10 protein-coding genes and 1 pseudogene are annotated in these 12,300 nt (G+C 66.8%); 9 read left to right on the forward strand and 2 right to left on the reverse strand.

The window, feature by feature from the left end; all coding sequences use genetic code 11:
* Window positions 1-6: 6 nt before the first annotated feature.
* The 6 genes and pseudogenes from AC1RLU_RS00725 to AC1RLU_RS00750 all read left to right on the forward strand — a co-directional run bounded on the left by AC1RLU_RS00725 (window position 7) and on the right by AC1RLU_RS00750 (window position 4,715).
* Window positions 7-1,077 carry an ABC transporter permease gene (locus tag AC1RLU_RS00725; RefSeq protein ID WP_492793478.1) on the forward strand — a complete coding sequence of 357 codons (1,071 nt, stop codon included), beginning with the start codon at window positions 7-9 and terminating at the stop codon, window positions 1,075-1,077.
* 9 nt (window positions 1,078-1,086) lie between these two features.
* Complete coding sequence (locus AC1RLU_RS00730) at window positions 1,087-2,013, forward strand: ABC transporter permease (RefSeq protein ID WP_492793479.1); 927 nt, start codon at window positions 1,087-1,089, stop codon at window positions 2,011-2,013.
* A 70-nt stretch (window positions 2,014-2,083) separates the two neighbouring features.
* Window positions 2,084-2,542, forward strand: a pseudogene (locus tag AC1RLU_RS00735) (ATP-binding cassette domain-containing protein); the annotation flags it as partial.
* A 162-nt stretch (window positions 2,543-2,704) separates the two neighbouring features.
* The gene (locus AC1RLU_RS00740; RefSeq protein WP_492794300.1) at window positions 2,705-2,872 is read left to right on the forward strand and encodes an ABC transporter ATP-binding protein; all 168 of its coding nucleotides are present in this window, start codon (window positions 2,705-2,707) and stop codon (window positions 2,870-2,872) included.
* Window positions 2,869-3,663, forward strand: a complete 795-nt coding sequence (locus AC1RLU_RS00745) for an ABC transporter ATP-binding protein (RefSeq protein ID WP_492793480.1) — start codon at window positions 2,869-2,871, stop codon at window positions 3,661-3,663. The genes AC1RLU_RS00740 and AC1RLU_RS00745 overlap by 4 nt, the downstream gene beginning before the upstream one ends.
* Window positions 3,664-3,686: 23 nt before the next feature.
* The gene (locus AC1RLU_RS00750) at window positions 3,687-4,715 is read left to right on the forward strand and encodes a serine hydrolase domain-containing protein (protein WP_492793481.1); all 1,029 of its coding nucleotides are present in this window, start codon (window positions 3,687-3,689) and stop codon (window positions 4,713-4,715) included.
* Window positions 4,716-4,756: 41 nt separating this feature from the next.
* Here the strand turns inward: AC1RLU_RS00750 and AC1RLU_RS00755 are convergent, their stop codons facing one another.
* Together AC1RLU_RS00755 and argH are read right to left on the reverse strand one after the other, a co-directional pair.
* Entirely contained in the window at window positions 4,757-7,765 is a 3,009-nt protein-coding gene (locus AC1RLU_RS00755; protein ID WP_492793482.1) for an aminotransferase class III-fold pyridoxal phosphate-dependent enzyme, read from the reverse strand.
* A gap of 256 nt (window positions 7,766-8,021) precedes the next feature.
* The gene (gene argH, locus AC1RLU_RS00760; protein WP_492793483.1) at window positions 8,022-9,440 is read right to left on the reverse strand and encodes an argininosuccinate lyase; all 1,419 of its coding nucleotides are present in this window, start codon (window positions 9,438-9,440) and stop codon (window positions 8,022-8,024) included.
* A gap of 152 nt (window positions 9,441-9,592) precedes the next feature.
* Between argH and AC1RLU_RS00765 the strand changes: the two genes are divergently transcribed.
* From AC1RLU_RS00765 to AC1RLU_RS00775, 3 genes are read left to right on the forward strand one after another with little or no spacing between them, the layout of a single operon-like run.
* Window positions 9,593-10,708 (forward strand): aminotransferase class I/II-fold pyridoxal phosphate-dependent enzyme, encoded by a 1,116-nt coding sequence (locus AC1RLU_RS00765; protein WP_492793484.1) that lies wholly within the window; start codon window positions 9,593-9,595, stop codon window positions 10,706-10,708.
* Between the two features lie 10 nt (window positions 10,709-10,718).
* Complete coding sequence (locus tag AC1RLU_RS00770; protein WP_492793485.1) at window positions 10,719-11,336, forward strand: helix-turn-helix transcriptional regulator; 618 nt, start codon at window positions 10,719-10,721, stop codon at window positions 11,334-11,336.
* Entirely contained in the window at window positions 11,329-12,294 is a 966-nt protein-coding gene (locus tag AC1RLU_RS00775) for an ornithine cyclodeaminase family protein (RefSeq protein WP_492793486.1), read from the forward strand. The genes AC1RLU_RS00770 and AC1RLU_RS00775 overlap by 8 nt, the downstream gene beginning before the upstream one ends.
* Window positions 12,295-12,300 lie beyond the last annotated feature (6 nt).

Raw genomic sequence — 12,300 nt, forward strand, 5'->3', positions numbered from 1 at the left:
ATCGCGATGTCCCGGACCGCCGCTGCGGCGCCCGGCCCGAGCTCCGATCCAGGACGGACCATTCTTCCGTCCTGGCTCAAGGCCTCCGGCCGAACGCTCGTCTCCTTCGCCGTCACCCTGCTCGGGCTGGCGGCGCTGACCTTCTTCATCGGTCGCCTGCTGCCGCTCGATCCCGTCGTCGCCGTACTCGGCGACAACGTGACCCAGGAAGCCTATCAGGCGATGTACAAGCAGCTCGGTCTCGACCAGCCGCTCTATGTCCAGTTCGGCCGCTATATCTGGGGCGTGCTGCATCTCGATTTCGGGATGGCGCTGACCACCGGCAAGCCGGTGATGGCGGATATCGCCCGCGTCTTCCCGGCGACGATCGAGCTCGCCAGCGTCGCGATCGTGATCGGTACCAGCTTCGGCATTCCGCTCGGCGTGCTCTCGGCGATGTATCGCGGCTCCTGGCTCGACCAGATCGTCCGGGTGGTCGGGCTGATCGGCTATTCCGCGCCGAATTTCTGGCTAGGCCTGATGGGGCTGGTGCTGTTCTACGCGACGCTGGGCTGGGTCGGCGGGCCGGGCCGCATCGACTTCACCTATGAGTTCGACCTCGAACCGGTCACCGGCTTCCTGCTGATCGACAGCCTGCTTGCCGGCAACTGGGAGATGTTCGGCAATGCCGTGTCGCACATCGTCCTGCCGGCCTCGATCCTGGCCTTCAGCTCGCTCGCCTATATCAGCCGCATGACCCGCAGCTTCATGATGGAGCAGCTCAGTCAGGAATATGTGGTGACGGCGCGCGTGAAGGGCCTGTCCTGGGCACGCACGGTCTGGGGCCATGCTTTCCGCAACATCGCCGTGCAGGTGGTGACGGTGGTGGCGCTGTCCTACGCCTTCCTGCTCGAAGGCGCAGTGCTGACCGAGACGGTCTTCGCCTGGCCCGGCTTCGGCCGCTACCTGACCAATGCGCTGCTCGCCGGCGACATGAACGCCGTGGTTGGCTGCACGCTGCTCGTCGGCGTGATCTTCGTCACGCTCAACCTGTTGTGCGACCTGCTTTACCGGGTCTTCGACCCGCGGACCCGCTGAGGCATGGCCATGGCACCACAACCCATCGAGCAAGCCAACGGGCCGGGCCTCAAGGCCTGGCTCGCCGCCCCCATCCCGTCCTCGCCCTTCCAGGCGCGGATGCAGCAATTGTCGCTGAAATGGTGGCGACTCAGGGCGAACCCCGCCGCCCTGTTCGGTCTCGCCATCATCGTGCTGATCGCGTTCACGGCGCTGTTCGCACCCTTGATCGCGACGCACGACATCTACGCGCAGGACCTGACGATGCGCTTGCAGCGCCCGTCCGCCGCGCATTGGTTCGGCACTGACGAGCTTGGCCGCGACATCTTCAGCCGGCTGGTCTTCGGCGCGCGGATCACGCTCTACATCGCCCTGCTGACGGCGGTGATCGCGGCGCCGCTCGGGCTGATCGTCGGCACGACCTCCGGCTATCTCGGCGGCTGGGTCGACGTCGTGCTGATGCGCATCGTCGACATCTTCCTGGCCTTCCCGAGCCTGGTTCTGGCGCTCGCCTTCGTCGCGGCGCTGGGGCCGGGTATCGATCATGCGATCATCGCGATCGCGCTCGCCGCCTGGCCGCCGATCGCGCGGCTGGCGCGAGCCGAGACGCTGTCGATCCGCAAGTCCGACTATATCGCGGCGGTGCGATTGCAAGGCGCATCGTCGCTGCGGATCATCCTCGGCCATGTCGTGCCGATGTGCATCCCCTCCGTCGTGGTGCGCATCACCCTCAACATGGCGTCGATCATCCTGACCGCGGCGGGGCTCGGCTTCCTCGGCCTTGGCGCGCAGCCGCCGAGCCCGGAATGGGGCGCGATGCTGGCTTCGGGGCGCGAGTTCATCCTGACCAATGGCTGGATCGCCGGCATTCCCGGCCTCGCCATCCTCGTCACCAGCCTGGCCTTCAACCTGTTCGGCGACGGCCTGCGCGACATCCTGGATCCGCGCCATGGATAAGCCGCTGCTCGAGGTCGAGGACCTCTCCGTCACCTTCAAGGGCGCGCATCGCTCGGTGCAGGCGGTGCGCGGCATCTCCTTCAGCGTCGGCCGAGAGAAGGTCGGCATCGTCGGGGAATCCGGCTCCGGCAAGTCGCTGACCGGGCGCACGATCCTGAAGCTGACGCCGAAGGCCGCGACGATCTCCGCCAAGAAGCTGTCCTTCGACGGGATCGACCTGCTCGCCGCCAGCGAGCGCCAGATGCGGACGATCCGCGGCAACCGCATCTCGATGATCCTGCAGGACCCGAAATTCTCGCTCAATCCGCTGATGCGGGTTGGCGAGCAGATCACGGAAGCCTACCGGCTGCACCACAAGGTCGGCGGCAAGGAGGCCGAGGCTCGCGCGCTCGCGATGCTCGAGGCCGTGAAGATCCGCGACCCCGCGCGCGTCTTCAAGCTCTATCCGCACGAGGTTTCGGGCGGCATGGGCCAGCGCATCATGATCGCGATGATGCTGATCCCGGAGCCCGACCTGATCATCGCGGACGAGCCGACCTCGGCGCTCGACGTCACCATCCGGCGGCAGGTGCTGAGCATCCTCGACGAGCTGGTGACGCGGCGTGGCGCCGGGCTGATCTTCATCAGCCACGACCTCAATCTCGTGGCGGATTTCTGCGACCGCGTGCTGGTGATGTATGCCGGCCGGATCATGGAGGACATCCCGGCGCGCGAATTGCGCAATGCCCGGCATCCCTATACCCGCGCGCTGCTCGACAGCCTGCCGCGGCTCGACCGGCAAGCCGATATGCTGCAGGTGCCGAGCCGCGATCCGGCCTGGCTCGACGGGCCGACCTTGCAGAGCGGGAGCCGGGTATGAACGCGACTGATCAGACCCTGGCGGCGAACCGCCCGGCGGCCCTCACCGTCGATCATCTCTCCGTCGTCTTCGGCCGCGGTGCCTCGACGCTGAAGGCGGTGGACGACGTCTCGTTCACGCTGGGCCATGGCGAGGCCTTCGGGCTGATCGGCGAATCCGGCTGTGGCAAGTCGACGGTGCTGCGCGCGCTCGCCGGCTTGAACAGCGAATATGGCGGCAGGGTCGCCTTCCATGATCGCGAGGTGCCGCACAAGCGCGACAAGGCCTTCTTCCGGCGCGTGCAGATGGTGTTCCAGGACCCCTATGCCTCACTGCATCCGCGCAAGATGGTGCAGAACGTGCTGGCTGAACCGCTGAAGATCCACGGCTTCGACCGGCCGCAGGAGCGCATCGACGAGATCCTGACCGCCGTCGGCCTCGGGCCGTCCTTCCGCTACCGCTTCCCGCATGAGCTCTCGGGTGGGCAGCGCCAGCGCGTCGCGATCGCGCGTGCGCTGATCATCGAGCCCGAACTGCTGCTGCTGGACGAGCCGACCTCGGCGCTCGACGTCTCCGTGCAGGCGGAAATCCTCAATCTGCTGAAGCAGCTCCGCCGCGACCGCGACCTGACCTATCTGATGGTCAGCCACGATCTCGCTGTCGTGACGCATCTCTGCGAGCGCGTCGCGATGATGAGCGAGGGCCGCATCCTCGAAGAGATGAGCGCCGAGGATGTCAGGGCCGGCCGGGCGCATCAGCCGTATACGCGCGAATTCCTCGAAGCGAGCGTCGGTTATCGCCCGATCGCGTGAGCGACCGGGCTACGGAGGATCAGATGATGGATGAGGCAGTGATGACGGGCGAAGCCTTGCGTGCAGAGCGTTGGCCGGTGAATGGCTGGGAGAGCGTCGCGCCGGAGACGGCGGGCTGGTCGCGCGAAGGGCTCGACCGCGTCTGGCGCTTTGCCGACACCATTTCGACGGCGACAGTGATGATCGTGCAGGGCGGGCGCGTGGTGGCGAGCCGCGGCGATCTCGCCCATCGCTACCAGTGCCATTCCGTGCGCAAGAGCTTCCTCAGCGCGCTGATCGGCATCCATGAGGAAGCCGGCCGCATCGACATGTCGCGCACGCTCGCCGATCTCGGCATCGACGACAAGGAAGGCCTCAGCGACCTCGAGAAGTCGGCAACGATCTATGATCTGCTGACGGCGCGTTCCGGCATCTTCCACCCGGCCGGCTACGAATCCCCCTGGATGAAGTCGATCAAGCCGCCGCGCCATTCGCAGCCGCCCGGCACCTTCTGGCTGTACAACAACTGGGATTTCAACGCGCTCGGCACGATCTTCACGGCGCTGACCGGAGCCGGCATCCATGACGATTTCCTGGCGCGGATCGGCCGCCCGCTCGGCATGGAGGATTTCCGCCTCGATGGCGAGCGGCGCGACGGCTGGCTGGAGCCGGACGATTGCTCCGTTCATCCCGCCTATCCGTTCCGGATGTCGACGCGCGATCTCGCCCGCTTCGGCCTGATGTTCCTGCGGCAGGGCCGTTGGCAGGGCGCGCAGATCATTCCGGCCAACTGGGTCGCGACCAGCGTGCTGCCGCTCTCCGATGCCGGGCCGCGCGGCGGCTATGGCTATATGTGGTGGACCGAGCGCTCCGGCGCGGGCTTTCCGGGCGTCGTGCTGCCCGCGGGCAGCTACAGCGCGCAGGGCGTCGGCGGGCAGAACTGCCTTGTCATTCCGTCGCTGGACCTCGTCATCGTCCACCGCGTCAACACTGACATCAAAGGCATGGAGGTGAGCCGCTTCGCCTTCGGCCGCCTGCTGCGCCTGATCCTCGAAGCGCGCCGAGCCGGCTGAGGGCACGTCGCGCTGTCGCAGGAACTCGAGGCGGTGGCAGGTTATCGCGCGGCCTCGACCTCGCGCAGGCAGATCCTGAGCCTGTCGAGGATCATCTCGACATCGTCGGCGCCGACTGTCAGCGGCGGGCGGATCTTGAGAATGTTGTCGGCGGGTCCCTCGCGCCCGACCAGGATGCGCATCTCGCGCAGGCGGTTCATGACATGGGCGGCCGCATCGGTCGCGGGCTCCAGCGTTTCGCGATCAGTGACCAGCTCCAGCCCGAGGAAGAGTCCGATGCCGCGCACATCGCCGACGCAAGGATAGTCATCCATCAGCGCGCGCATGCCGGCGAGCAGCTTGTCGCCCATCGCCTTGGCATTGGCCGAAAGCCCTTCCTCCTCGACGATGTCGAGCACTTCCGAGGCGATACGGCAGGACAGGTTCGAGCCGCCGAAGGTCGAGAAATACTCCGGCCCCTCGGCAAAGCGCTCGGCGATGGCGCGGGTGGTGATGAGCGCGCCGATCGGGTGGCCGTTGCCGAGCGGCTTGCCGAGCACGACGATGTCCGGCCGCACGCCCTGCTGCTCGAAGCCGAAATAATAGTCGCCGAGACGGCCGAGACCGGTCTGCACCTCGTCGGCGATGCAGATGCCGCCGGCTGCGCGGATACGCTCATAGACCGCAGCGAGATAGCCGGGCGGCGGGATGATCTGGCCGCCGACGCTCGGGAAGGTCTCGGCGATGAAGCCGGCGACCTTGCCGCCGCGTTCCGCGATGGCCGCAAGCGCCCCATCGACCTGCTGCGCGTAGTGCAGCGCCCGGTCGGCATCGTCGCGCCGGAAGCGGCCGCGATAATCATCGGCAACGTCGATAAGCTGCACCCAGGGCTTGCGCCCGCCCATGTTCGGCTTGTTGAACTTGTAGGCGGAGATGTCGATCGCGCCGGTGGTGTTGCCGTGATAGCCGTGATCGGGCGTGACAATGTCGTAGCCGCCGCTGGCCGCGCGGGCGAGGCGCAGTGCCAGTTCGTTGGCTTCCGAGCCGGAATTGACGAAGAAGCAGACCTCCAGCTCTTTCGGCAGTTTCGCTGTCAGCCGCTCGGCCAGCGCCATCGGGGCCGGGTGCAGGTAGCGCGTGTTGGAGTTCATCCGCGCGAGCTGGTCCATCGCCACCTTGCGGATGCGCGGATGGGCGTGTCCGACATGCGGCACATTGTTATAGGCGTCGAGATAAGGCCTTCCCATCGCGTCGAAGAGATGGTGGCGCCAGCCGCGCAGGAAGGTGACCGGCTTCTTGTAGCTGAGCTTGAGATTGGCGCCGAAGCGGGCCTTGCGCTCGGTCAGAAGGGCGGCCTCGTCGATCGCCTGATAGGCGACGACATTGTCGGGCAGGTTGAGCAAGGCGGCGGGGTTCGGGCAGATCGACTGCCAGAGCGCCCAGTCGTCGGGATCGGCGACGCCCGGCCAGTCATGTCCCATGCCGTCCAGCGTCAGCGCGAGCTGGAAATGCAGATGCGGTTCCCAGCCGCCATTCTCCTCGGCCGGGCCGAGCCTGGCGAAAGCTTCGCCGGCTGCGATCTCCTGGCCTAGCCTCAGTTTCGCTGCGCCGTCGGCGGCGAGGTGGCCGTAAAGCGTGTGGAAGACGTCGCCCGCGGGCGTGCGGTGCTCGAGAATGACGACGCCGCCATAGTCGAGATGGCCCCTGCGGTTTTCCGCCAGCGCGACCTTGCCGGCGAGAGGCGCGCGGACCGGTTCGCCGGCCGGTGCGAAGACATCGATGGCCATATGGATGGTGCGGCGGTTCGAGGCGAGCCAGTGACCCTTGCGGAACGCCTTGTCGGTATAGACCAGCCGCGGCTCGCCATACTGGCCGAGCCACCATTCCTGGGTGACGCCGAGCCCGGTGCCGAGATTGCGGGCCTCGTCGGCGCGCAGTTCGAACGGGTTTGCGGGGATCGTGGCTTCGGCGATGCCGAGCGAGCCGACCGGCAGGCCGTCGAGCGCGCGGCCGAGCACAGGCGCGAAGCTGCCGCGCTGTGCGGCGATCCAGCTCGCGATGCGGCCGGCGGCATCGGTGACGGGCAGGCCGCAGGCATTGCGCAGGCGCGCGCCCATCAACTCGCCGTCGATGGCGGGGTTTTCGAGAAGGCGCCAGGCCGGAGCCTGCGAGATCGTGACATAGGGGTCGTTCGGGCGGCCCTTGGCTTCGATCGTCGAGTTCACGACGCTGACGGCGAGGCGCATCCGCACGAGCGGCCAGATCAGGCCGACCTCCTCGGCACTCAGCGGTGAGACGCCGTGATAGCCCGCGACCAAGGCTGCAAGCGCGGCTTCGGGCGTCTCGTGGTCGAGGATGGCATAGGCCGCGGCGATGGCGATCTCGCAGACGCGCGGGCCATCGGTCATGTCGCCGAAATCGATCAGGCCGCTGATCCGGGCGGGTTCGCCGAGGCGCGGCGCGACGAGGATGTTGAAGTCGTTGAGGTCGTTATGGATGGTCTGGCGCGGTAGCTTGTCGAGAGCGGGCTTGAGGGCTTCGAAGGCTGCGACGATGCCGGCCGCGAGCGTGCGGCGCGATCCTTCCAGCACGTCGAGATGGGGCTTGATCCAGCCGGCCTCGGTCAGGTCCCATTTTGCGGCATCCGGCGCCGCCGTGACCTTGAAATCGCGTAGCGCGAGGTCGAGCCGCGCGGTCAGTGCGCCGAGTTCGGCGAGGATGGCAGGCGGCTGCGGCCCGGCTTCGCCCATCGGAATGCCCTTGAAGGCGCGCTGGACCCAGACCATCCGCTGCTGGCCCTGGGCGTCCGCCACCTTCTGCCAGAAGCGGTTGCCTTCAGCGGGGAGCAGGCGCGGCAGCGGCAATGTCGGATCGGCGGCGAGCGCGTGACTGATCGCGGCGCATTGCTGGTCGACGAGGGCGGGCTCGCCCTGCGGGCGCATCGCCTTGACGATGACGTCGCCTTCGCTGGTCCGGCCGCGGAAGTTGAGGTCGTATTCGCCGCCGAGCTGGCGCAGCCCGCCATCGATGCCGAACTGCTCGGCCACCCCATGCAACCAGACGTGTTCCATCATCTCTCCCCCGTGGCCGGATCGAATCGACCGGCGCCGTCATCCATAGCCAGAAAGGCGGCCGGTTTGACCCCGCAAAGTTTGCGGGACGGCCGCTGCCGGGTTGCGTGCGGCGAGGGCGCTTGTCATTCCGGGGCGTGCCGAAGGCGCGAACCCGGAACCCACGACCGGGTGAGACATCCTGTGCTCGGCTCCTAGCCGCTCGCCCGGTCGTGGGTTCCGGGTTCTTCGCTACGCGAAGCCCCGGAATGACAATTCAGCCCTGGACCGGCTTGCCGGACAGCCAGCGCTGCTTCGCCCGCCCGATCGCCTCGCGCACCGTGTCGGGCGCGGTGCCGCCATAGCTCCGGCGGCTGCGGACGGAGTGCTCCGGCGCCAGCACCGCGAAGACCGCTTCATTGATGCGGGGATCGACCGAGCGCATGGCGTCGAGATCGAGCGCCTGCAAGGTGCAGCCCTTCGCCTCAGCCAATGCGACGATGCGGGCGGTGATGTGATGGGCGTCGCGGAAGGGGATGCCGGCCTCGCGCACCAGCCAGTCGGCGAGATCGGTCGCAGTCGGGAAGCCGCGATCGAGGAAGGCGCGCATGCCCTCGGGGCGCACGGTGAGGTCGCGGACCATGCCGGTGGTGGCGGCGACGCAGAGCTCGACCGTCTCCAGCGCGTCGAACATCGGCTCCTTGTCCTCCTGCATGTCCTTCATGAAAGTCATCGGCAGGCCCTTGACCATCACCAGCATGGCGGTGAGCGAGCCGACGACGCGGCCGGTCTTGCCGCGCACCAGCTCGGCCGCGTCCGGGTTGCGCTTTTGCGGCATGATCGAGGAGCCGGTGGTGAAGGCATCCGACAGCGCGATGAAGCGGAAGCCGTCGCTGCACCAGAGCGTGATCTCTTCGTTGAAGCGCGAGAGATGCACGGCCAGCATCGAGCAGCAGAACAGAAGTTCGCAGATATGGTCCCGCGCGCCGACCGAATCCATCGAGTTCTCGGTCGGCCGGGCGAAGCCGAGCTCCGCCGCGGTGAACTGCCGGTCGATCGGGAAGGCGGTGCCGGCGAGCGCAGCGGCGCCGAGCGGGGAGACATTGGTGCGCTCGCGGGCGCCGGCCAGCCGCTCGCGGTCGCGGCCGAACATCTCGACATAGGCCATCAGATGGTGGCCGAAGGTCACGGGCTGGGCGACCTGCATATGGGTGAAGCCCGGCATGATCGTCTCGGCATGCTCGCTCGCGCGCTCGATCAGCGCCTGCTGCAATTCACGGATGGTGCCGTCGAGAGCATCGATTGCGTCACGCATCCAGAGGCGGACATCGGTGACGGCCTGGTCGTTGCGGCTGCGGGCGGTGTGGAGGCGTCCGGCCGGTTCGCCGATGATCTCCTTGAGGCGCGATTCCACGTTCATGTGGATGTCCTCGAGGTCGATGCTGAATTGCAGCTCGCCGCGGTCGATCTCGCCGCGGATCTGGTCGAGCCCGGCCTGGATGCGCTCGTTGTCGGCGCCAGCGATGATGCCCTGGCGGGCGAGCATCGCGGCATGGGTCTTGGACGCTGCGATATCCTGCCGGTAAAGACGGTAGTCGAAGCCGATCGAGGGATTGATCTTGCGCATCACGTCGGCCGGAGCCGTCGTGAAGCGGCCGCCCCACATCTTGTTGGCACCGGGGTTCTGGTCGGACATGATGGGCTCTCCGGGAGCGGCTGCGACGTGGTCGTCAAAAGGGATAGCAATCGAGATTTGGACTGTAAATTCCAAAATCGACCTTGACGTCTAAATCATGCCCATCATACTCGCGGGAGATGCGGCGGATCGGCCGGCGCGGGATGGGCAGCATGAAGATCGAAGAATTCACACTGGAGCGGATCCAGTCGCTCTACGAGAACACTGTCGAGTTCAATCTCTCCGATAGCGGCGTCCATCCCTATTCACTGAACGAATTGCTGAGCGCGGAGCAGCGCGCCAAGCTGATGGAGGTCGAGCTCGGCTATGGCTGGACCAATGGTGCGGTCGAACTGCGCGAGGACATTGCCAAGCTCTATCGCAACCGCGCCTCGAACGAGGTGATCGTCACCAACGGCTCGGCCGAGGCCAATTTCCTGATGGTGATGTCGCTGATCGAGCCGGGCGACGAGATCGTCGTCTTCGTGCCGAACTACCTGCAGATCTGGGGCTGGGCGCGGGCGATCGGCGCGACCGTCAAGGAAGTGAAGCTGCGCGAGGAATTGGGCTGGACGCCCGATCTCGACGAGGTCCGCCAGGCGATCACGCCGCGCACCAAGCTGATGACGATCTGCAATCCGAACAACCCGACTGGCAGCCTGCTCTCGCGCGAGACGATGGACGCGCTGGTCGAGATCGCTCGGAAGCAGGGCTGCTATCTCCATGCCGACGAGGTCTACAAGGGCGCCGAACTCGAAACCGACGAGCCGCCCAGCTTCGCCGACCTCTACGAGAAGGCGATCATCACCAGCGGGCTCTCCAAGGCGATGGCGCTGCCCGGCCTGCGCATCGGCTGGCTGGTCGGGCCGGCCAAGGACATCTACACGGCCTGGCAGAACAAGGACTACACCTCGATCACGACGAGCGCGCTGAGCGAGCATATCGCCCGCATCGTCATCCAGCCGGCGAAGCGCGCCGAGATCCTGCAGCGCAGCAAGACCATCCTGCGGGAGAACCTCGCGCTGCTCTCGAACTGGGTGAAGGCGAATGACGAGTTCTTCTCCTTCGTGCCGCCCAAGGCTGGCGGCATGGCCTTCATCAAGTACAGCCATTCGATGAACTCGACCGAGCTCGTGCACCGCTTGCGCGAGGAGCGCGGGATCATGCTGCTGCCGGGCGATGTCTACGGGATGGACGGCTATATCCGCATCGGCATCGGCGCGCCCGGCGACCATCTCTCGGCAGGGCTGGAGCGCTTGAGCGACTATCTCAAGTCGCAGCCGCGCTAGAGGCTTGCGCATGACGCCGGAACTTGCCCCCTATCTGCCGGTCTGCGATGCGGTGGCGCTGCTGTTCCGGCCGCATGCCGAGGTCGTGCTGCACGATTTGGGGTCGCAGAGCGTCGTGCATATCGCCGGGAATTTCTCGCAGCGCGTGCTGGGCGAGCCGTCCCTGCTCGACGAGATCGGCTTCGATCCCAACGAGACGATCATCGGACCCTATGAGAAGGTGAACTGGGACGGGCGGCGGCTGAAATCGATCAGCATCGTGCTCTCAGTCGGGGCCAAGGCCATCGGCGTGCTCTGCATCAATGTCGATGTCTCGCAGTTCCATGCGCTGATGCAGACATTGTCCGCATTGGCGACGGTGCCGGCCGGCGTCGAGAAGCCGCAGGCCTTGTTCAAGGAAGACTGGCACGAGCGGATCAACGAGTTCGTGCAGCAATGGACACAGAGCCGCGGGCTCGCGGTGACCAGCCTCAGCCGGGCCGAGAAGCGCGAGCTGGTGGCGGACCTCGCCGCCAACGGCGCCTTCGGCGGGCGCAATGCCGCGGCTTACATCTCGCGCATCCTCGGGCTCGCACGGGCGACCGTCTACAACTACCTCAACCAGGCCAACGAGACTCCGGATGCTTGACCTGTCGCGTGCCGAGATCGAGGCGGCCGTCGATCTCGACCGGGCCTTCATCGCGCTGGAAGAGGGGTTCAAGGCCGCTGCTGCGGGCCAGGTGCAGATGCCGCCGGTCGGCTATCTCGGCTTCCCCGCGCATAATGGCGATTGCCATATCAAGTTCGGCCATATCGCCGGCGATGCCATCTTCGTCGTGAAGATCGCGACAGGATTCTACGACAACCCGGCCAAGGGACTGCCGACGACGAGCGGCATGATGATCGCGCTCTCGGCCGAGACCGGTGCGGTCGTCGCGATCCTGCGCGACGAGGGCTGGCTGACCGATCTCAGGACGGCGCTGGCCGGCGCCATTGCGACGCGAGCCGGGATGCGCGCCGATGCGCGCCGGATCGGGATCGTCGGCGCCGGCACCCAGGCGCGGTTCCAGATCCGGGCCGCCGCGCATCTGCTGCGCGAGCGCGAGCCGATTTTTGCGGTCTGGGCGCGCTCGCCGGAGAAGCTGGAAGCGTTGCAGCGCGATCTCGAAGGGGAGGGGATTGCTATCGAACCTGTGGCGGAGCTGGAAGGGCTCTGCGCGCGGTCCGATGCGCTGATCACGGTGACGCCGGCCGCTACTCCGATCATCCGCGACGACTGGATCAAGCCGGGCACACATATCACCGCGCTCGGGGCCGATGCGCCGGGCAAGCAGGAACTGGATACGGCTCTGGTCGCGCTTGCCGATACCCGGATCGCGGATTCGCTGGAGCAGAGCCTCGACCATGGCGAATTCGCCGCCGCGGCGGCGGTCGGGCTGATCGACGCCGGCGATTGCGTCGAGCTTGGGGCGGTGCTGGCTGGGGATGTGGCAGCGCGCCGTTCAAGCGACGACATCACCATCGCCGACCTCACCGGGATCGCGGTGCAGGACATCGCGATCGCGTGTGTGGTGCTGGACGGGATCGGGCGCGAGGGCGACGCGTAGCGCCGC

This window comes from Allobosea sp. GW822-FHT05A11, assembly GCF_058800455.1.